General features: G+C 52.2%; 22 protein-coding genes. 7 read left to right on the forward strand and 15 right to left on the reverse strand.

What is annotated here, in order from left to right:
• Window positions 1–40 precede the first annotated feature (40 nt).
• The 3 genes from dnaI to E6C60_RS16900 form a co-directional block, all read right to left on the reverse strand.
• Complete coding sequence (dnaI, locus tag E6C60_RS16890; RefSeq protein WP_138227866.1) at window positions 41–1,003, reverse strand: primosomal protein DnaI; 963 nt, start codon at window positions 1,001–1,003, stop codon at window positions 41–43.
• Window positions 1,004–1,052: 49 nt separating this feature from the next.
• Window positions 1,053–2,558 carry a DnaD domain protein gene (locus tag E6C60_RS16895; protein ID WP_138226907.1) on the reverse strand — a complete coding sequence of 502 codons (1,506 nt, stop codon included), beginning with the start codon at window positions 2,556–2,558 and terminating at the stop codon, window positions 1,053–1,055.
• Between the two features lie 201 nt (window positions 2,559–2,759).
• Window positions 2,760–3,059, reverse strand: a complete 300-nt coding sequence (locus E6C60_RS16900) for a YuiB family protein (RefSeq protein WP_138226908.1) — start codon at window positions 3,057–3,059, stop codon at window positions 2,760–2,762.
• Between the two features lie 195 nt (window positions 3,060–3,254).
• Between E6C60_RS16900 and hemQ the strand changes: the two genes are divergently transcribed.
• Complete coding sequence (gene hemQ / locus E6C60_RS16905; RefSeq protein WP_138226909.1) at window positions 3,255–4,004, forward strand: hydrogen peroxide-dependent heme synthase; 750 nt, start codon at window positions 3,255–3,257, stop codon at window positions 4,002–4,004.
• A gap of 269 nt (window positions 4,005–4,273) precedes the next feature.
• Here the strand turns inward: hemQ and E6C60_RS16910 are convergent, their stop codons facing one another.
• Entirely contained in the window at window positions 4,274–5,305 is a 1,032-nt protein-coding gene (locus tag E6C60_RS16910) for a FecCD family ABC transporter permease (RefSeq protein WP_138226910.1), read from the reverse strand.
• Window positions 5,306–6,343 carry a FecCD family ABC transporter permease gene (locus E6C60_RS16915; protein ID WP_138226911.1) on the reverse strand — a complete coding sequence of 346 codons (1,038 nt, stop codon included), beginning with the start codon at window positions 6,341–6,343 and terminating at the stop codon, window positions 5,306–5,308. It lies immediately after the preceding gene.
• A 146-nt stretch (window positions 6,344–6,489) separates the two neighbouring features.
• Here E6C60_RS16915 and E6C60_RS16920 point away from each other — a divergent pair, with 146 nt between their 5' ends.
• Complete coding sequence (locus tag E6C60_RS16920; RefSeq protein ID WP_138226912.1) at window positions 6,490–7,506, forward strand: ABC transporter substrate-binding protein; 1,017 nt, start codon at window positions 6,490–6,492, stop codon at window positions 7,504–7,506.
• Window positions 7,507–7,954: 448 nt separating this feature from the next.
• Here the strand turns inward: E6C60_RS16920 and E6C60_RS16925 are convergent, their stop codons facing one another.
• A complete protein-coding gene (locus E6C60_RS16925) occupies window positions 7,955–8,203 on the reverse strand; it encodes a hypothetical protein (RefSeq protein WP_138226913.1) in 249 nt (82 codons plus the stop codon).
• Window positions 8,204–9,394 (reverse strand): NAD(P)/FAD-dependent oxidoreductase, encoded by a 1,191-nt coding sequence (locus E6C60_RS16930; RefSeq protein WP_138226914.1) that lies wholly within the window; start codon window positions 9,392–9,394, stop codon window positions 8,204–8,206.
• A 358-nt stretch (window positions 9,395–9,752) separates the two neighbouring features.
• On the opposite strand from E6C60_RS16930, the gene E6C60_RS16935 reads away from it, so the two are divergent.
• Window positions 9,753–10,751 (forward strand): NAD(P)/FAD-dependent oxidoreductase, encoded by a 999-nt coding sequence (locus E6C60_RS16935; RefSeq protein WP_138226915.1) that lies wholly within the window; start codon window positions 9,753–9,755, stop codon window positions 10,749–10,751.
• A 131-nt stretch (window positions 10,752–10,882) separates the two neighbouring features.
• On the opposite strand, the gene sda is transcribed toward E6C60_RS16935, so the two are convergent.
• Together sda and E6C60_RS16945 are read right to left on the reverse strand one after the other, a co-directional pair.
• Entirely contained in the window at window positions 10,883–11,026 is a 144-nt protein-coding gene (gene sda / locus E6C60_RS16940) for a sporulation histidine kinase inhibitor Sda (protein WP_138226916.1), read from the reverse strand.
• Window positions 11,027–11,327: 301 nt separating this feature from the next.
• On the reverse strand, window positions 11,328–11,990 hold the full coding sequence (locus E6C60_RS16945; protein ID WP_138226917.1) for a YheC/YheD family protein: 663 nt from the start codon (window positions 11,988–11,990) through the stop codon (window positions 11,328–11,330).
• A gap of 228 nt (window positions 11,991–12,218) precedes the next feature.
• On the opposite strand from E6C60_RS16945, the gene E6C60_RS16950 reads away from it, so the two are divergent.
• A complete protein-coding gene (locus E6C60_RS16950; RefSeq protein ID WP_138226918.1) occupies window positions 12,219–12,428 on the forward strand; it encodes a hypothetical protein in 210 nt (69 codons plus the stop codon).
• Between the two features lie 333 nt (window positions 12,429–12,761).
• Here E6C60_RS16950 and E6C60_RS16955 read toward each other — a convergent pair whose 3' ends face one another.
• Window positions 12,762–13,121: a HesB/IscA family protein gene (locus E6C60_RS16955; RefSeq protein ID WP_138226919.1), complete on the reverse strand. Its 360-nt coding sequence runs from the start codon at window positions 13,119–13,121 to the stop codon at window positions 12,762–12,764.
• A 436-nt stretch (window positions 13,122–13,557) separates the two neighbouring features.
• On the opposite strand from E6C60_RS16955, the gene mqnE reads away from it, so the two are divergent.
• Window positions 13,558–14,664 carry an aminofutalosine synthase MqnE gene (gene mqnE / locus E6C60_RS16960; protein ID WP_138226920.1) on the forward strand — a complete coding sequence of 369 codons (1,107 nt, stop codon included), beginning with the start codon at window positions 13,558–13,560 and terminating at the stop codon, window positions 14,662–14,664.
• Between the two features lie 111 nt (window positions 14,665–14,775).
• Window positions 14,776–15,834 (forward strand): NAD(P)/FAD-dependent oxidoreductase, encoded by a 1,059-nt coding sequence (locus tag E6C60_RS16965; protein ID WP_138226921.1) that lies wholly within the window; start codon window positions 14,776–14,778, stop codon window positions 15,832–15,834.
• 57 nt (window positions 15,835–15,891) lie between these two features.
• Here the strand turns inward: E6C60_RS16965 and E6C60_RS16970 are convergent, their stop codons facing one another.
• Entirely contained in the window at window positions 15,892–16,128 is a 237-nt protein-coding gene (locus E6C60_RS16970) for a DUF1450 domain-containing protein (RefSeq protein ID WP_138226922.1), read from the reverse strand.
• Window positions 16,129–16,209: 81 nt separating this feature from the next.
• Between E6C60_RS16970 and E6C60_RS16975 the strand changes: the two genes are divergently transcribed.
• A complete protein-coding gene (locus E6C60_RS16975) occupies window positions 16,210–16,455 on the forward strand; it encodes a NifU family protein (RefSeq protein ID WP_138226923.1) in 246 nt (81 codons plus the stop codon).
• A gap of 64 nt (window positions 16,456–16,519) precedes the next feature.
• Here E6C60_RS16975 and E6C60_RS16980 read toward each other — a convergent pair whose 3' ends face one another.
• The 4 genes from E6C60_RS16980 to E6C60_RS16995 form a co-directional block, all read right to left on the reverse strand.
• On the reverse strand, window positions 16,520–17,296 hold the full coding sequence (locus tag E6C60_RS16980) for an SDR family oxidoreductase (RefSeq protein WP_138226924.1): 777 nt from the start codon (window positions 17,294–17,296) through the stop codon (window positions 16,520–16,522).
• A gap of 154 nt (window positions 17,297–17,450) precedes the next feature.
• Window positions 17,451–18,620, reverse strand: coding sequence for an NAD(P)/FAD-dependent oxidoreductase (locus tag E6C60_RS16985; RefSeq protein WP_233281048.1), 1,170 nt, complete (start codon window positions 18,618–18,620; stop codon window positions 17,451–17,453).
• Window positions 18,601–19,353, reverse strand: a complete 753-nt coding sequence (locus tag E6C60_RS16990) for a methyltransferase domain-containing protein (RefSeq protein WP_138226925.1) — start codon at window positions 19,351–19,353, stop codon at window positions 18,601–18,603. Before E6C60_RS16990 ends, E6C60_RS16985 begins: the two co-directional genes overlap by 20 nt.
• Window positions 19,340–20,503, reverse strand: a complete 1,164-nt coding sequence (locus E6C60_RS16995; protein WP_138226926.1) for a type III polyketide synthase — start codon at window positions 20,501–20,503, stop codon at window positions 19,340–19,342. The genes E6C60_RS16990 and E6C60_RS16995 overlap by 14 nt, the downstream gene beginning before the upstream one ends.
• Window positions 20,504–20,672: the final 169 nt, after the last annotated feature.

The following is a 20,672-nucleotide window of genomic DNA, read 5'->3' on the forward strand; positions in this document are numbered from 1 at the left end:
GCGGGATACCTTCTTTTTTTGGGGGGATGGACAGGAACGCTTAAGATCTCCTCATATTTCCGCGCTGATTCTCACCAAATAGCTGTACCTCATCAACAAACGGCGCAATCCGGTTCATCAGGCGCTGTCCTTTATGGCTCTCTTCGCCGTCCTTGCTGGTGAAGCTCAAATGCTGCTCCAGTCCGTCCAGCCGGTAATTGGACGTATAAAAGGTCGGCTTGCGGTTCATGCGAAAGTTCAGGATCGAGCCCAGCACATGATCTCTGACCCAGGGACTCAGGTTCTCTGCCCCGATATCATCAAAGATAAGCAGGTCACAATGCTTCATCACCTCAATGCTTTCCTTCAGCTTCGCACTCTCCTGCAGCATCGACTTGATATCCTCCACGAAGTCAGGCATATATACGATAACACCGGTGTGCCCTTCCTTCGCCAGCTCATGCAGCAGATAGCACATGAGAAACGTCTTTCCGGTTCCGAAGGAGCCGGTCAGATACAGCCCCCGGGGCGACAAGCCGTTCTCCTTCGTATCCCGGATGTAACGGAAGACCTGATTCACCGCCGGGGCGCGAAGCCGATCCTTCGACATAATCTCAACCTCGTTATAGCCTTCCTCCAGGGCCCGCTCGTCCACATAAAAGCTGCGGACGCGCTTCTTGATCTGCTCCTCATTCATTCGGGAAATCTGAAGCGCACAAGGCGTCTTCCGCTCATAAATCTCTGCCTTGCCGTTAACCGTCTGAATATCCAGGCTGCTGAAATGCCCTTGAAAATCATTCGGACAACGCTCCAGGCCCGGACAATGCTGACAGTGGTCATGGTCCTTGGTATATTGATAGATCCGGCTCAGGTTCCTGTTGATCGCCTGCTCATCCAGCTCTGGATGCTCGGCCTTCAGGCGGAGCACCAGCGGATGACTCAGAATCCGGCCCAGAAGCTCGTCGGATCTGCGGCGGAAGGCCGGACTTTTCATACTGTCGAGCAGCTGTCCGAGGGATTCCATCGTCATCACCTTCTTTCATAGGTTTATATCATGCATTTGAGCTAACGCCCTAGCCTCTCTTCTTGGAGGTCTGCATCTCGGCAGCCAGTCTTAGCATTTCCTCATACTCCTCTTCCGTAACGCTCTCTCCGCCGGCAGAGGTCTGAGCAACCGGAATCTCCGGCTTGCCCTTCCCCCCTTTGGCGTATGTACGCGTGCGTGAAGCGGCAGCCGCTTGCTTGCCCTTGCTCTTGGCCTGGTCGCGGATATACTGGACGGCTTTCTCATAGGTGTCGACCTGCTTGAGCAGCATGTTGGAGGCAATCGCCTCGACAAAGTTGCGGTTGATCCGCTGGTCGCCGCCTGCAGCAATTAAAGACATCAGATAATGAATCAGAATATTAATAACTTCGCCCGGAAGCTTGTAGCTATGGTCGATTTTCTCGAACATATCCATGAAATGAGCCGGCACCGAGCCCGGAAAAAAGGTCTGCAGCAGCCGGGTATACGGTTCATTGCGAAGCATCATATTGTATTGGTGAATATCACACTTGGACTGAAATTGCAGCGGAACCTCCACATAATATTCGCTCTGGACTGCATGCTCCTCTGCCGGCACGTCCTGATCGGCGCTCAGCTCCTGATGCAAAGCGACCACCTTGCCTGCGGTCACCTGACGCTTCTCCTGCAGCTTCATGCCCTGACGGAAATGAAGGCTTGCCTTGTGCTGGAGATCATCGAGCATAACCTCACCCTGACTGGAGAAAATCCCATCTTCATCCAGCAAACGGCATAAATCCTGCACATTCAGGTCATACTTGCGGACTACATAATTGACGACACCGAGCTGTTCATGGTCATGGCGCAGCCGTTCCACAAAGACGCGGTTCCGCGATTCACGCGGAAAGCGCAAAATAATGTCCGCATAATTCAATCCGCCTTCTCCCGCAGAGACTACAGGAACCGCCTGCTTGCGCGGCGTCTCCACCTCGGTCAGCGCCTGCTCGAGCTCGTAATCAATCACATGCGTATTCAGCTCAAAAATATCATAGAAAGGAACCGAGATGTTCTCCTTGTTGAAGGAAACCCCAGTCCACTCCTGCGGTTCCTTGCTCCACAGCTGCTCCCGCAGGGCAAGCACGGCGAATTTGCCGACCTTGTCACGCAGCAGCAGTGTCAGATGCTGTGTATTAAAAAATTCCGAGGGCGACAATGGTGTCTGCAGCTCGTACTCATATATATAATCGTCATTTTCCGGAGCATAAAGCCGGCTCGTCTGCAGCAGCCCTACCGCCTCCAGTTTGGAGGTTTGCTCAATCAGGTAGCGGCGGCCCTTCTCGCTGGGCTCCAGGCCAAGCGTCAGAAACAGGCGGCGCTGCTGATCAATCGGGGAGTACCCCACCTTTTCCAGCGGCACATGTGTGCACAGCAAGCGGTACAGACTGATGGCGAAGGCGCCAACCATCGGTTGATAAATGGAACTGAGCATTTTGTCATCCAAGCCGCTCAGGCAGAAGTCGCGGTACACGCAGTAACGGTGATTCTCGGTATAATGCAAAAAATTAGTCATGCGCATGGTGTAAGCTCCTTCCCCGTCTTTTTCGCCAAGAACAGGTCCCGGCCGAAAATAGACTGCCTCTATTCTATCATAAATACAGAGGGCGATATCTGTTAAATCCAACTAAATTCTATGAAACCACCTGTGAAAAAAGAAACAAAAACGACCCGCCCGAATGGGGTGAGCCGCCAATGACATCAGACACAATCCAACATAACCTTAGAACATCTTAAAGCCCTTGACGCGCAGGACATGTATCGCCCAGCCGCTCAGCACCGCACCTGCCAGCCCCGCAATCCCGGTCAAATAATCCACCAGGCCGTACGAGCCGATATGGCTCAGGAACGTGGTCTCGCTGGAGTTCCACATACTGTATACTACCACCGGCAGAATGACAAGCACGAATAGATAGCACGGAAACCAGGTCGTCTTCATCAGCATGTTCAATATAAAGCCAATCCCGAACATCATTACAAAAAATAATATCATCAGTACCAACACGGGGATCAATTCAAGCATTGCCGACCTTCACCTCTTCTTTATACCGCCGCAAAACCGGACGGACTAGTTAGTAGTTTACTAAAAAAAATGTCGCTTATCAACGAATATTCCATGAATAGATTGTGTCAGGGTTTGCCCTTCAGCCCCTCCTTCGCTACAATGTAGGAAGATATGCCTGACCTAACCATTTCACGATGAAACAGGAGTGATCATATGAATGAAGCTGCCATGACCCTGGAGGGCTGGTACGCTCTGCATGATTTTCGTTCCATCCATTGGCCGGCCTGGAAGGCCGCGGATGAAGAGGAGCGCGCAGTTGCGCTGGAAGAGCTCAATGAATTTCTTTCCGCCTGGGAAGCCACCGGGGAGAGCAAGCAAGGCAGTACTGCTGTATACACGATCGTTGGACAAAAGGCTGACTTCGTGCTGATGCACCTTCGCGAGACGCTGGAGGAGCTGAACGAAATCGAAAATGCCTTTAACAAGACGACGTTTGCCAAGTATACGACCAAGGCTTACTCTTACGTAAGCGTAGTGGAGCTCAGCAATTATCTGGCCGGATCCTCCGGCGGCGATCCGATGGAGAATCCGCATGTGATTGCCCGCCTGAAGCCGGAGCTTCCCAAGTCCAGGCACATCTGCTTCTACCCGATGAACAAGAAGCGGGATTTGCAGGACAACTGGTACATGCTCAGCATGGAGGAGCGCCGCACGATGATGCAGAGCCATGGCCTGATCGGCCGCGGCTATGCCGGTAAGGTGAAGCAGATTATCACCGGCTCGGTCGGCTTTGACGACTGGGAATGGGGCGTAACCTTGTTCGCAGATGATGCACTTCAGTTCAAGAAGCTTGTATATGAGATGCGCTTTGATGAAGTCAGCGCGCGCTTCGGCGAGTTCGGTCCGTTCTACGTCGGCAACCTGCTTCAGGCCGATGACTTTAACCAGCTGATGAAGGTTTAGCACTTGCATGAACTATAAAGAGGCTGTCCCAAAAGATCTAGGGTCTTGCGGGATGGCCTCGTTTGTTGTTGCGAGATGCCATGCGCGAGACGAAAGTACAATTTTTTTGCTGGCATACACCAAAAACAAACGACATAGGACTTTTTCCCATGCCGTTTCAGATTCCTTTCTTATTCCGAATCATGTCCCTAAGTCCCTAAGTCCCTAAGACTGACTTCATGACATTGCCTTTTGCAGGTGTCTTTTTAGATATACAGCCCCATCGACAGCTACAGCTTCCGCAGCAGCAAATAGATGAAATACGGCGCGCCGAGAATCGAGACGACGATTCCTACCGGCACTTCCATTGGCGTGAGCACCACGCGGCCGAGTGTATCTGCAGACAGCAGCAGCAGGCCTCCGAGTGCGGCTGAGAAGGGAAGCAGCCTTGCATGTCCCCAGCCAATCAGCCGTTTGGCGATATGAGGAGCAATCAGTCCGAGGAAAGTGATTCCTCCTCCGACGGATACACAGGCACCGGCGAGGGCCACTGCAATGAAAAGCAGGAGACGCCGTTCTTTTTCAATAGAGACACCGACACCTGCAGCGATAGGGTCTCCCAGCCGAAGCATGTCCAGGACGCGGGCTTTATAGACCGCCATCGGGATCAGAATAATAATCCACGGCAGGAGCGCAAGGACAAAGGTCCAGTTCGTGCCCCAAATGGTTCCGGACAGCCAAATGATGGCCTTCATGAAATCCAGCGGCTCCATTTTCATCTGGATAATGATCAAGCCTGCGCTGAAAGCGGCATTAATGCCGATCCCTGCAAGCAGGAGCCGGACCGGGGTGACCCTGCCGTTTATCCAGGACAGTGCATAGATGAGAATGGCGGCAAGAAATGCACCGATGAGAGCTACGAACGGCATGATAAAGATCGACAGCCAGCCCGTAATAACCATACTGCCTTGAATGAAAAACATATACAGTACGACGGCAAAGCCGGCTCCGGAATTAATGCCCAGTATACCGGGATCTGCCAGCGGATTTTGGGATACGCCCTGCAGCAGGGCACCTGAGACAGCAATGCCCATGCCTACAAGGATAGCCATCACCATACGCGGCAGGCGAAATTGGAAAATCGTAAGCTCGTTCTCCGGCGTTCCAGTTCCGGCCAGCGTTTTAAAAACATCTGATAGCGGAATATGGATCTGGCCGGCATTGATGCCGAGAAGCAGCACAAGAATGGTAAGCGCTGTGACAATGGTGAGATAAACCCCAAGCCTCCGGCTGAACAGCGATAACGATGGATACGGCGGCATCTATATTCCTCTCCCTTCCCTGCGGGCCAGGTACAAAAAGAAAGGCACACCGATGATGGCGGTAACGGCCCCGACCGGCGTTTCAAAAGGCGCGTTGACCATACGTCCGATGATATCCGCGAAGATGAGCAGCAGGCTTCCCAGAGCAGCGGAGCATGGAATAATCCAGCGATAATCGACCCCAACGAGAAAACGGGTAATATGCGGGACCACCAGCCCGATAAAACCGACAATACCCACAATGGCGACTGCTGCTCCGGTGAGCAGAAGAACGGCAATGGTACACCCGAGCTTCACCAGGGCAGTCTTCTGCCCCAGCCCCTTGGCTGTTTCCTCCCCGAGGCTCAGAATGGAGAGGGAGCGGGACAGCAGCAGTGCCAACAGAAGTCCTGCAGCAATGAAGGGAAGCGCGAAATAAAGATGCTGCGGCTGAACGGTAGAAACACTCCCGGCATACCAGAAGCTGATATCCTTGGAAATGTTAAACCGGATTCCGATAGCAGTAGATAAAGAGCTGAGCAGCGCGGTGATGGCAGACCCGGCCAAAGCAAGCTTGACGGGTGCAGCGCCCCCTCGGGATAGGGAGGTTAAGCCAAACACAAGCGCAGCACCGAGGCCCGCCCCGGCCAGCGAAAAGGACATCAATCCGGTGTAAGTAACAGCAGGTGCGGCTGCAAGAGCGATCGCAATGAAAAAGGATGCGCCTGACGTTACACCCAGAATCGAAGGGTCGCCCAGCGGATTGCGTGTCATCCCCTGCATAATGGCGCCGGATACGGCCAGGGCTGCTCCAACACAGATGGCGGCGAGGGCACGGGGGAAACGAAGCTCGCGGATGATAATGTGAGAGCTGTTCTCCGGATCAAATGAAAACAAAGCATCCACAACATCGCTATAGGTCAGATCGGCTGCTCCGAAGCGGATGGAGAGAATGACAGACAGCATTAATCCACTTAATCCTGCCAATAATATGCCCAAGCGTAAAACGGAACTTCTCTCTCGGCGGCGCGGTCTGTCTTCAGGCCTAGATGAATTCATGGTAAAGACTCTTTTCTATGTAAAATTTTCTAAAACATAAGATTTGACAGTGGGTCTATTATATATTTTAATCTAAATGAAATCAATTCTCATTTACGACGTAAATGGGCAATGAATAGAATCAGAAATTACAGGGGGATTTAAGCATGAATAAACCATTTACTGCAAAAAGATGGATGCTTGCCATCGGATCGGGACTGCTTGCATTGTCCTTGGCCGCCTGCGGCGAGAAGGAAGCAGAGCCAGCTCCAGCCGGCGAGCCTGCAGAACAGACACCGGCAGCGGAGCAGCCTGCTCCTGCAGATAACGATACAGCGGCACAAGGCGAGAGCCGCACCGTTACCGATGCCATGGGCCATGAAATAGAGGTGCCGGCTAACCCGGAGCGCGTCCTGGCCTCCTATCTTGAAGATCACCTGGTTGCCTTGGAGGTCAAGCCTGTTGCTCAATGGAGCGTTGGTGAAGGCCGCGTCCAGGAGTATCTGCAGGGAGACCTGGCTGAGGTTCCTCAAATCTCGTATGATCTACCGTTTGAGGCTGTTCAAGAGGTGAAGCCCGATCTGATTCTGGTCGATTCCTCTGCCATGGTGGAAGGCGGTAAATATGAACAGTACAGCCAGATTGCTCCGACTTATGTGGTCAGCAATGACGCTAACGTTGAATGGCGCGAAGAGCTGACGAAGATCGCAGAAGTGTTGGGTAAAGAAGACAAAGCCAAGGAGGTTCTGGACAGCTATAATGCCAAAGCGGCCGAGGCCAAGGCTTCCATCGAACAGGCTGTCGGCAGTCCGTCCGCAGCAGCTGTGTGGCTGGTTGGCGGCAAATTCTTTGTTGTCAGTGAGAATGTCTCCAGCGGCGGCGTGATGTATCAGGATCTCGGCCTTCAGGTTCCTGCCGTCGTGAAGGAGATTTCCGCGAGCGCTGCAGGCAACTGGAGCGAGATCTCCCTGGAAAAGCTGGTACAGCTGGATGCAGAGCATCTTTTCCTGATCAATAGTGACGGTGCAGCCGCTGATGTGTTAAACGGAGCGCTCTGGAAGAGCATTCCGGCGGTCAAAGCTGGTAACGTGCATGAGTACGACAAGAGCCAAAGCTGGCTGTATACCGGCCCGATCGCAAACAGCCAGATCATCGACGATGTTGTCGAGAGCCTGGTGAAGTAGTATCAATAGAGACTGCTGCAGCCGCAGCGTAGAGATTGGTGAAGCTGCTGTGCATCGAATGTGGTAAGCCGAAATTTGGGTGAAGCAAAGTAGGCAAGTGTACAACTTCTAAGGCCCTGAGGCAGGTGTCTCAGGGCCTTTTTTTCGAGCACAGTGCCGGTCTGCACAAAGTTCTGCAAAAGTACAAAAGATTACAGCGGCCGCTTATCGGTGAGAAGGAAAGCACAATGCGGCTAAGCTGTTTTTATGGCTGCATAACAGCCTCAAATAACAAGAAGCCTCCTATCAGAGCATAACGTCTGCTTTGATAGGAGGCTCCTTGCCTTATATAGAGCTGACCTCAAGCGGAGCAGCTAATATTAATTTGCCGCGCGGCTGCTCTCCCTGACTCCGCCACAAGAATCTACTTTGGGGACAGCCCCTTTATCATAGCTTACCAACGTTCATTCTAATTCTCGTCCTCGTCATCACGAAGAGACTGAAGATATTCCGCGGTAGCCGCATCCCTCGCCCTGCTCTTCTCCTTCAGCCGCTCGATCGCCGGCACAATGAGCAGGTCCACCTCCTGCTGAATAGAGTAGGCGAGGTCATAGCGCTCCTGAGATTCCAGATAGGATCCGACCTCCATGAGCGCGTTATAACGGTCCAGCTCCTGCCGCTCCAGCAATCCGCGTACCTGTACACTGCAATGTCTCATTTATAGAAACCGTCCTTTTCTGAGTACGAGCGGAATGCCGCCGATCATAAACAAATACCGGAGATCCACCAGCTTCTTCAGCTGCGCTGCCTTCCAGCCCTGATACTGCTTGCTTCCCACGACGCCAATGCCCTGTCCCTTGCCCAGGGAAGCTACGGTGCCCTTGTGCTGGTACTGGAACTTCCGCAGCACCTTGCCGCGAATAGTAGCCACAATGTTCTGTGCGCAGCAGATGCCCTGCTGGATGGCCATCTGAGCCGTTGGCGGGTAAGGGCGCTCCCCGTTCAACACCAGGGAATTGTCACCGATAATATAAATATGATCATGCCCCGGTGCCCGCAGATATTCATCCACCTTGACCCGGCCGCGCATCGTCTCAAGTCCGGCAGCTTCAATAAGCCGGTTGCCCCGGATTCCTCCCGTCCACACGACCGTGTTGGAACGAAGCTCCTCTCCGGTGCTTAAGACGACGCCATGCGGAGTACACTCCTGAATTGCGGTGCCGAGCTTAAAGGTAACGCCTTTACGCGTCAGCAGCTCCATCGCGTAATCCACCAGCTCCGGCGCGAAGCCCGGAAGGGCCGAAGGGGCCGCCTCGACATTGTAGATATTGACCAGTGCGGGATCGACATCATATTCCTTACACAGCTTCGGGATGCGGTCCGCAAGCTCCGCCACAAATTCGATGCCGCTAAAGCCTGCACCGCCCACCACGAAATTAATCCGCTCCTGCGGCCGGCGTTCATTCTTGTAGAGCGCGAACTGATGCTCGATATGGGAGCGGATCAGCCGGACCGAGTTGATGCTGCGGATGGACATGGCATGCTCTGCAAGTCCTGGAATCCCGAAAGTTTCGGGCTCACCACCCAAGGCAATGATGAGATAATCATAGGAAAGGGTACCATCCTCAAGAATGACCTTCTTGTCATGGAGCCGGATCTCCTGTACAGAGGATTTGACCAGATCAATCTTGAACTCGTCGATCAGCTTCGAGATGGATACTCTGGTGTTCTCGATGCTGTCTGTTCCTGCAGCGGGCATATGCAGATGGGTCGTTATATAATGATAGTCATGGCGATTGACCAGCGTGACATCTGCTTCATTATAATTCAATTCCTTTTGCAGCCGCTGCGCTGTTAAAATGCCGCCGTAACCCGCTCCAAGGATTACGATTTTCGGTATGCTGCTCATCTTCCTGCTCCTTCCAAGCTTGCTTATCTATATAATTGGATTTCAGAAAAATACGTTTGGTACCCTGTGATAAAACATAAAAAAATAGAGAGCTCTGGATTAGAGCCCGCTGAGATTGACACATGATGACGCAAGTTATCACGTTAATCATAGACAGTTTCAGAACAAAGATCAAGCGGTAATTTAGCTAGGAAAAACCACCCCAGCTTGCATATGCCGGATTATCATTATAGGAAAGCCTGCTTCCATCCCGTGAAAGCGCCTCCCCTGCTCCTTCGGCTTTCTTTGAGGGGTAAAGAGCATTATAATAATGATGAATTGCTGGAATGGTTTATAAAAAAAACGGAGGTGTACCCCCATGACAGATATACCGCAGGAGTCAATGACCGACCTGCTCATTATTGGAGGAGGCCCGGCAGGCATGTTCGCCGCATTTTATGGCGGCATGCGGCAGGCCTCGGTGAAACTGATCGAGAGCATGCCTCAGCTCGGGGGACAGCTGTCTGCATTATATCCCGAGAAGTATATATATGATGTCGCCGGCTTCCCGAAAGTGACCGCTCAGGAGCTGGTTAACAATCTATCCAAGCAGATGGATCATTTCGATACCGATATCCGCCTGGATGAGAAGGTCCATACGGTGGAGAAAGCCGCGGAACGCCATTTTATCGTCAAGACGGATAAGGGCGAGCATCACGGTAAGTCTGTGATCATTACGGCCGGGGTTGGCGCCTTTGAGCCCCGGCGCCTGGAGCTGCCGAATGCAGCCGCTTTTGAAGAACGCAACCTGCACTACTTTGTCAGCGATTTGAGACGCTTTGAGGGCAAGAGAGTGCTGATCAGCGGCGGCGGAGACTCTGCCGTTGACTGGGCCTTGATGCTGGAGCCTTTGGCTGCGCAGGTTACCCTTGTACACCGCCGGGATAAGTTCCGTGCCCATGAGCATAGCGTAGAGCGGCTTATGAGCTCCAGTGTACAAGTCATTACCCCTACCGAGATTACCGCGCTTCACGGTGAGGACCAGATTACGAAGGTGACCCTGACTCATATTAAGAGCAAGGAAGAGCAGGATATTGAGGTCGATGATGTAATTGTCAATTTCGGCTTTGTCTCTTCGCTTGGCCCTATTACAGAGTGGGGTATTGCGATTGACAACAATTCCATTGTAGTCGATTCCCGGATGGAAACGAGCGTATCCGGCATTTTCGCCGCCGGGGATATTACCAGTTATCCGGGCAAGGTGAAGCTGATCGCAGTTGGCTTTGGCGAGGCACCGACGGCTGTAAATAACGCGAAGGTTTATTTTGATCCGGACGCCCGGCTGTCTCCGGGGCACAGCACCAATATGAAGATGTAAGGACACAAAAAAGGTATCTTTCTTCTGCAGGCCCAAGGCCAGCGGCATGAAAGATACCTTTTCTATGAGGCAACAGAATGGAGCTATTGCCATAGGTGCTGCTCTATATATAGTAGTTGACTGCCGGCGGACTAATGCAGGAGCATGATGGAATCGGTGTTGAGGTTCCGTTTCTGGATCTCCGCCATCAGAAGAGATATGAATTCCCGTTCAAGCTTCAGTTCTACCGCCATATAGTAGGAATCCAAAAGCATCTCATCCGTTAACATAGCCATCAGAATACACCCCTTCCTCAATTTTCCTGAATTCATCATATCAGACATTGGATGACAGAACAACCGTTCGTCTATCCACAAGGCATTGTGGAAATCCTGTGCACAAAATGTTGGTAACTATCCCCAACCTGCATGGAACTAAAGTGGATTATGGGGATATTATTTATACACAGGCTGCGGCCGTCCGTGGGTCTCCAAAAAAAATAATAGATTTATATATTATATCGGCAAGCTAGTATTCTTTTGTTATTACCCGAAAGGGGAATCAAGTAAACAAAATTGGAATTTTTTGATGAAATCATCAGTGCGGACGAGTATTTACCTCAAAGATCCAGATGCGTCCTTCGGTATCAATTCCATAATCAAAGCCCAGCTCTCCTATGCCTGGAAAATGCTTCTCCATCACTTCGGTGCCGATCCGTGTCAATGCTCGAAGATCCTTTCTGATCTGCGGCACGTTAGCCTGCGGCAGTGAAAGGGCGATAGCCCGCCTGCCAGGAAGCATCGTTCCGCCTTTGCATAAATTGGTCACGAATAGCCCTCGCCGTGCCAGGCGCCCTACCATTGCGCGGCATGCCCAGGCGCCTCTGTCTTTTACCACCTTGACCCGGTAGTCCAGCGGCCGGCCCTGAATAGTGGCTAGCTCAATGCCCTGCTGGATCAAATAGGCTCTCCTGAACCGGAGTCTGGAGAGGAGCCGAAGCAGCTGGGGGAAGGCGCTGACATGGCGGCTTACTCTCTGATGCCTGACGCTGTAGCCCTTTTCGTTAGACTGGATCAGGATCACCCCGTTCCCGCCTGTACCGACGACCGGCTTGATTACCACCTTCCCATGCTTTAGCAGCATGGAGTTGAGTGCCTCCGGGGATAATGACTTCGTTTCCGGGATATATGGAATTAACCGCGGATCGCTCCGCAACGCTTCAGTCTTTAACCACTTGCTGGCCAATTGTCTGGCTGCCATGCCCCGATACCTCCTCTGAAGTAGACTGACTTGCTCTACGCTAGAAAGCTGATGCTATATTTTACTCAGCCCCGCCCTCATCTTCTTGGATGATTGTCCCGCTATCCCTAATTAATCACCACAGCGGATCAGGCTGTCTCTTTCCAAACCCTGCAATCTGTCGTATAGTATTATGGAAGCTTTGCGCGGAGCATCATGCTGGATTTTTAGTAAGGGGAGGCATTTACATTGGAGGCTTTTTTCACTGTTCTATACTGGATTGCCATGATTGGCATGTCATTATCTCTGGCCGCCATTACCGTATTCATTTTTGCCATCGGCTTTAAATTTCTGAAGGACAAGCGCAGAGGCCTCGGAGCGGGCTGCATCGCTTTTTCATTAGTAGCTGCATCCATGGTGATCTTTATGCTGAATGAGAAATTCTTCTTCGCTTCATAAGAAAGAATACGACCCCCGTGGGATTATGCTTCAAGGCTGAAGCGCAATCCTTCGGGGGTCGTTTTCATTTACTGCGTCCTGCGTTGAAAAAGTATCTATTGAAGAATTATTGCTTGCTCAAAGGTAAGAGGTGCGGAAAGTTCTTTCCAGTAGTAACACTCTTCGTACGCTTCTTTAACGACAGAAAAACGACCTCCATAACGGTTATTTTACCGTCATAAAGGCCGTAATCCACAATCCCTAAACGTTAAATTTAGGGTTGTTATTATACCAAATCGCCATTGAGGACTGCGTTTTTACAGGTACAATCCGCACTTCCCCGGAAAGCGCGTCCTAGCAAGGCTCCTCGCTCGGCTTGCCCGCATCGGTTGCTGTACGGAAGGAGCTGCCGCAGCCGCAGGTCACGGTGGCATTCGGGTTATGAATGGTGAAGCCGCCGGTCATTCCCGACTCTTCAAAATCAATTTCCAGGCCGTTCAGATACTTCACGCTTTCCTTATCGACCACCACTTTAAGGTCCTGCACATCCATATATACATCACTTTCCGTCTCGTCGTCGTCAAAGCCCATGGCATAGGAGAATCCGCTGCAGCCACCGGAAGTCACGCCCAGACGAAGGAACATATTCGGTAATTCCTGCTCAGACAGCATCTCTTTCAGTCGCTCTGCTGCTGATTCGCTGATTGTAATCATAGGTATCCCTCCTTATCGCGTTTCATGTCTTAGTATACTCCAGATTACGACATCCCTCAAGCCAGGGTCTCCCTGTCTACACGGCATCTCTAATGACTTTAAACAAGGATCATGCTTCCCTTCGGGCAAGCCAGCTTCTTCATCGTTTTCCTCTTGGTTTGTATTGCTCCATGCAGAGGTCGGGTTTATAATAGGGAGGAAACTTGAGAGGTCGAAGGCTGGATTACATGCCGTTATGCTCCCCAGTTTGCCCTGAGCCCATGGGCTGCGGCTGGTCTATAGTTGTATATTTTTTCACATATTATTGTAAATATAACGACTGCCTCCCATTGGTTGATGTACTTAGACAGCAGCGCGCCCGTGACGCGCACCAAGATACACAGATCTCCATCATGAAGGCATGCTTCGGGATCTGTCATAAGGAGGAAGGTATAGAATGTCTACCCTGATAAGTCCGGCCATGGACAAAAGAATGGCTGAGATCGTAGAAAAAGTTCAAAACGGAATCCGTCTCGATGTGGAAGACGGTGTATATTTATACCAAACGGATGACCTTTTAACCCTGGGACAGCTGGCTAACGAAGCCAATCTGCGTAAAAACGGGAAAAAGGTTTATTTTATTGAGAACATGAGCCTGTATTTTACCAATGTGTGTGAATCTCACTGCGCCTTCTGCAATTTCCGAAAAGATCAGGGCGAGGAAGGCTCGTACACCCTCTCTGGTCCGGAGATGATTGAGTACGTCGAGCAGCATTTTCATCCGGGAATCCGGGAATTTCATATCGTTGGCGGGCATAATAACCATGTTCCGTTTCAATACTATGTCGATTCCTTGAAAGCCCTCCATGAGCGTTTTCCAGAGGTTACCTTGAAGGCGTATACGGCTGCAGAGATTGAGTTCTTCACGCGAATCAGCGGACTTAGCATTGCAGAGGTGCTTCAAGAGCTCCAGAAAGCTGGGCTGAAGTCATTGACCGGCGGCGGCGCTGAGATTTTGTCCGATCAATACCGTCAAAAAATGAAAGTAGATAAAGCGAATGTCGATCAGTACCTGGAGGTGCACCGGACTGCGCATCAGCTTGGGATCCGTACGCACACGACGATGCTGTATGGATCGATCGAAAGTCATGAGGACCGGATTCGCCATATGATACAAATTCGCGAGCTGCAGGACGAAACGAACGGCTTCATGGTGTTCATTCCGCTCTCTATGCAGCCGAAGAATAAGAATGCGGGCATTATGCGCCGCAACTCCGCTTATGAGGATCTGAAGACCATCGCGATCAGCCGCCTGATGCTGGACAACATCGATCATATCAAGGCGTACTTCATTAATATCGGTGCCCAGCTGACCCAGGTGGCGCTGAGCTTCGGAGCCTCCGATGTGCATGGTACGATCCTGAAGGAGCGCATCAGCCACGCAGCCGGTGCCCTGACCCCGGAAGGCTTGACCCGCAAAGAGCTGGTCTGGCTGATCAAGGGTGCAGGCCGCATCCCGGTGGAGCGCGATACGTTTTACAATGAGATCATGGTTTACGAATAAGCCGTTTATCGCTGCTTCATGCGGTTAAGAAGAAGTATAAGGACACCCCGGCCAAGGCACAGGCACCAGGATGATGACTGCAAGCTCTGGCCGGCAGAAAGGAAGACATATATGAAAAAGCTCGTCATACTCGGCGGAGGCTACGGCGGTCTTGCCTTGATTCAGGAATTATTCAGCAGCTATCTTCCTCATGACCTGGAGGTTGTGCTCATTGACCGCATGCCTTATCAGGGACTAAAAACGGAATATTACGCACTGGCGGCAGGTACCGTTGCAGATACCGAGCTCCGCGTCCAGTTCCCTGAATACGATAAGCTCACGATTCATTACGGAGAGGTTACCTCCATTGATCTGGAGCACAAACGCATTCACCTTCACCAGGAGGACCCGATGGAGTATGATCAGCTCGCCATTGCGCTGGGCTGTACAGATCAATACCACGGTGTGCCGGGTGCAGCAGAATATACGTGCAGTCTCCAGTCCTTCTCGGGGGCGAGAGAGTCTTATCTTCGCTTGAACAACCTGAAGCCCTATAGCCAAGTGCATATTGTGGGCGGCGGACTGAGTGGAATCGAGGTTGCTGCGGATCTGAGAGAGAGCCGGCCTGATCTGAACATCGCCATTCTGGACCGGGGTGCCCGGGTGCTTTCTTCTTTCCCGAATCGCCTGTCGGCCTACATTCAGCGTTGGTTTGCCGAGAACGACGTGAACATTCTGTCCGGAGTATCGGTCTCACGCGTTGAACCGAACATGGTATATAACATTGAGCAGCCGATTGCCACAGACATTACGGTATGGACCGCGGGCATCCAACCGGTCGAGGTCGTGCAGAAGCTGGCATTGCCGAAGGATCGAAGCGGGCGTGTTATGCTGAATGAATGGTACCAGGTACCTTCACACCCTGAGGTTTATGTCATTGGGGACTGTGCCAGCCTTCCGTTCGTGCCAAGTGCTCAGGCCGCTGGCGCCCAGGCGGAACAGATCGGCCATGTTTTGAAAGCGCTGTGGAATGAAGAGAAGCCCAAGGTTCATCCTTTGAAGCTGAAGGGCACCCTCGGCTCTCTGGGCAAGCGTGCAGGCTTTGGCCTGATGGGCAAGACCTCCGTCATCGGACGAGTTCCCCGCCTGCTAAAGAGCGGCGTGCTGTGGAAGTCCAAGCGTCATTTCTAATTCGGCTCTTTCGCAGCTGAATGCGCCGCCAAGCCAAGGAACAGGGAGCTCTTCCTGTTATTTCGTTTCCAGCTCCCGCAGCCGTTTCAGGACAGCAGCATACAGCTCTTTCGCGGTTGGCGCTTCTACTTCCTCGTTGTTGACAAGCGCAAACGGTGTTTGGTCACATTGGCCGCAGCTCGTCAGGCATCCGTATTCAATGACGCTGCACAGTCCCTGCTCTTCTAGCGGACGCAACGCTCGATCCGTTCCATAACTGGTGTTGCCGGCACAAAATTCAACAATTCTTTTCATTTGTAACAACCTGCCTTCAGATTGGCATTTTAATTTTCATCTATTTGTACTATAATATATGGAGGAAAGGAGTTGATCAAGATGAGCGAGAACACACAAACCACCGTTTACGATGAAGTGGCAGAAGTGCTCGATAAGCTTCGTCCGTTCCTGCAGCGTGATGGCGGTGACGTTGAGCTGGTCGACGTTGAAGACGGTATCGTTAAGCTGAAGCTGGTAGGTGCCTGCGGTAGCTGCCCAAGCTCCACGATTACACTGAAAGCCGGTATTGAGCGTGCACTGGTTGAAGAAGTGGAAGGCATTGAGGAAGTTGTTCAGGTATTCTGATCCATATAAGCTGAAGAGCCTTGGTCCATAACGGATCAAGGCTTTTTTTATTCTCATGTATGGATCAGGGCTGTGAAGCAATCTTGGGTCGAATGGGGTCCAGACCGCCGGAAATGTCCATAATGTTGCCGGTAATGAAATCGGAATGATCCATGCACAGAAACTCAATCACCCGTGCGATATCCTCTCCGCTGCCAGAGCGTCCGCGCGGGGTATCACTGTCGCTAATGCCAGCCACCTCAGCGATACTCTTCTCTTTGTTCGCTCCGCGAATATCTCCAGGACAGATCATATTGACGGTAATCCCGTAAGGAGCCTCTTCAACCGCCAGCGTTTTCGTAAATGAAACCAGTCCGACCTTCGCTGCTGCATATACAGATCTGTGTGGCCAGGAACGGGCTTCTCCGGCATGACCAAACCCGAAATGAATGATCCGTCCCCACTTCTTCTCCCGCATAGAGGGCAGTACCATATGATCCAGGAGCATCACTCCCGTCAGATTGCCGTTCACCAGATGAATAATTTCCTCGGACGTATATTGCGAGAACAATCTCCGCTCGCGGATAAATGGTCCCGCATTGTTCACCAGAATATCCACCGTACCCAGGTGCTGCTCAGTTTCCTCAGCCAGATGCTCCAGATCCTCCTGCTTTGCGACATCGGCCCGGACTGCAATGGCTCTGACACCGAGAGCTTCGATCTCGCTCTTCAGGGCGTAAGCTTGTTCTTGACTATTCACATAATTGATAGCAATATGGCATCCCTGACGGGCGAGGGATAATGCTGTCATTTTTCCCAAACCGGTTGCACTGCCCGTAACCAGCGCTACTTTTCCCTTCAAAGGTCCTTCCTCCTCCGGCTTAGTCTCTTCTTCATTCTCAGTATAAAAGATTTCCTTGGAACGCTCAACAAACGCTCCATAAAGTCAATAAAGGCATGACTGCCGGCTTGCTGCTCCCGGCCAGTTCATGCCTTTATGATTGATGAGATCCCTGCTATGCATTTCGGCTTAACAAGCCGGTTTCCGGCAAGCGGGTCGCTTTAACGAGATAGGAGGAGATAACCGGAAATCTCTTCGCCAGCTCGGGATACCAAACATTCGTTTTGGCAAATGCAAGCCGTTGAATCATCCGCGCCCGCCGCAGCAGGCTGCCGAATTGGGCTTCGGCCTCTCTGGTGTAGCCGCTTCTCCATTCCTCCAGAGACAGCTCCCCATTGAGATACTGACTGGTCAAGCGGCTGCACAGCAGTGAGGAGCGCAGTGCAATCGACATACCGTCTCCACACAGGGGGGGAATCATCATCATAGCGTCCCCGACATGCGGAAAGTCTGACCAGGGCTCAGGGGCATCCGATAGCCGCACGGGGGCAATGGAAACCTGCGTGCCTTCAACGGGAACGGCCTCCTGAAGCCTGGCTGCCAGCTTGGGATTAGACTGGGCGGCAGCCTGCAGAATGTCCTGCACGGATTTACCGGCAGCCTGCACAGATTTCAGGGTCAGCAATGCCGCGATGTTTACTTTTCCGCCCTCAATGGCATTGATTCCGGTGTAGCCCCCCTCGCAAAAATACAGCTCTACCTCCGGTCCTAATGTGAGCCCCGTATAATGTGATTTCACACCGACATAGACCGTCTGATCTCTGTACTGATCCTCGGTATTGGGAACGAATTTCGGCTTTCTAGTTCCGTGGGCAGCAATCACGGCGCGAGTATGGTACAGCACCTCCTCCTCACCGGTCTTGATGCCGATCTGGTAAGTTCCATCCGCGTCCTGCACAATGGAGGTGACGTTACTCTTCGTCCGTATTTCTGCGCCTGCAGCAAGCGCTCTTGCATGAAGCAATGTATCCAGCTCATAGCGGCTGATGCCCCAGGCCTCACCTGGCAGCGAGGCTTCCATCTCCCCGCCTTGGGGCATCACGATTCTTGCTTTGGAGATCGGACTTGGTGAGATTACTGTCAGCTGGGGCACAATCCCCAGATACTCCAGCATCTCTTTCGTTTCCGGTGACATAAATTCACCGCAGGTCTTATGCCGGGGGAATTCCTGACGATCCAGCAGCAGCGTACGATGGCCCTGCTGCGCCAGCTGTATAGCCGTGCTGGCTCCGGCAATACCTGCTCCAATAATAACGGCGTCCCAACTATGCATATCCGATTCCACTCTCCTTTCCTCCCGGCTTCAAGGGATGCGGAATGACTACCGCATAGCGGAACAGAGGCTTCCAGGAGAACGTCATCGTTTCATGGTTCAGCCGGCGCTTCAGCTCCTTCCAGTCTCTCGCAGTAAATCCCTTGGCTACGGACAACGGGCCGTCATGCCGAATGTAGCGGTTACGGGAAATCAGCCGGGTTGTCAGCCAAACTGCAGTGTAGGAAACCTGATGCCTGTGAATATCATTGATCACAACACCATACCGGGAGGCGCGAAGCATATGAGAGACGATGTCTACCAGCTCGTCCCCGTCAAAATGGTGTACGAATTGGGAGCCAGTAACAATATCAGCCGAGGCATCCGGAAGATCGCGCACGTCCGCACGCTGAACCTGAATCCGCGGCTCATCCTTGAACAAGGCCGCGGCTTCCTGACACGCCTCTTCGGTGAGGTCGACGAGGATAATATGCAGCTCCACTCCCCGGCTGTCTGCCCATTCCAGCAGCTTCCGATTGACGTCACCGGAGCCTGCGCCTACATCCAGAACACTCAAGGACGCCGGGCTGCCCATCATTCTCCACAGCTTTTCCACGCCATAGCGTGTCGGTCCGGGAGCCGCGAATATTTTGTTCAAGCGCCTTAAATGCACCAGCGCCTCGCTCAGCTCTGCCCCGCCCATGGAGAAGTCATCCATTAACTCGTCTTCCTTCGCCCGGCTCGATAAATTCCTAAAGATAGACATGGTCCGCCTCCGACTCGGATGCCACCTTTGCCGCAATATATTCAAAGCGCATAAGCTCGGCTGTCAGGCCAGGGCCGAACGCCATGGCTACTCCGTTCTGAGCGGCGCTGCTTTGGGCTTTAAGGTCCCGGCGCATGGCATCCAGTACGAAGAGAATGGTACAGGAGGACAGATTCCCGGCGGTACGCAGAATCTCGCGGCTGAACCGGGTTTGATCCTCCCGCAGACTCATTACCTCTTCCACGGAGTCCACAATCCCTCTTCCGCCAGGGTGAATGGCCCACAGTTCAGGAAGCTCCTCTCCTTCAAAGAGACGCTCCATTTCCGGAGCAATATATTGTCCCAGCAGTCTCGGAATCCGCGGCGACAGATATAGATCAAAGCCGAAATTGCCAACCTCCCAGGTCATATCCTCTGTGGTGTCCGGCAGCAGCACTGAATATCCTCTACCCAGCTGGAAATAATGGCGGCTGTTTTCATCTGCGTGGCCAATGACGCAGGATGCCGAAGCATCGCCGAAGAAGGAGGCCGCAAACAGAGCTTCCTTCTCCATCACAGGCTGGAAGTGCAAGGTACACAGCTCTACACAGACGACAAGCACAGTCGATCCTGGTGCTCCCTGCACGACATCCCTTGCCATCTGAATTGCTTTGAGACCTGCAGCACAGCCTTGGAAAATAACCGGCAAACGATTAACCCTTGGCGACAGGCCCAGCTGCGAGATCAGTGTCACATCAAGACCCGGAAGGTATTGCCCCGTACAGCTGACTGTAATGAGATGGGTAATGGATTCCGGATGCGTACCTGCATCCTTCAGCGCTTTCTGAGCAGCTTCAAGGGCGAGCGGAGGCGCTTCTCTTTTATATGTATCCATTCGTTCTTCTGTGGTCGGTATCCCGCTGGCATCTCCGGTAGGAAGATACTTGCAGTCCTCGGCAGCTCCTGTATAGCTTGGCTCTACTGTATATCGGTTATCCACTCCGCAGGAGTTAAAAATCCTTCTTGCAAAGCGCGCCAGATCCGGCTTGTCCTGCAGATGGGAAGTTAGCAGATTGGTGATGTCAGGCTGAGGAACCTGATGAGCCGGCAGCGCTGTACCGAATCCCAGGATTGAGGCTTGCTGTGGATTTGTTTGAGGATTAGGGTTCATGAAAATGACCTCCTGAAATATGAATTCGTCGTTACCGTAAACAAGCTCTTCGCCAACGATAAGCCGCCTAATGACTTTATTATGCCGTTATTGAACCTATTTACCCTGAACCACTTAAAAGGAATCTCACCCACTATAAAAAATACAGCGACTCCGTAAAGTTTCCGGG

The sequence above is a fragment of the Paenibacillus algicola genome, from assembly GCF_005577435.1.
Lineage (GTDB): Bacteria > Bacillota > Bacilli > Paenibacillales > Paenibacillaceae > Paenibacillus_AQ > Paenibacillus_AQ algicola.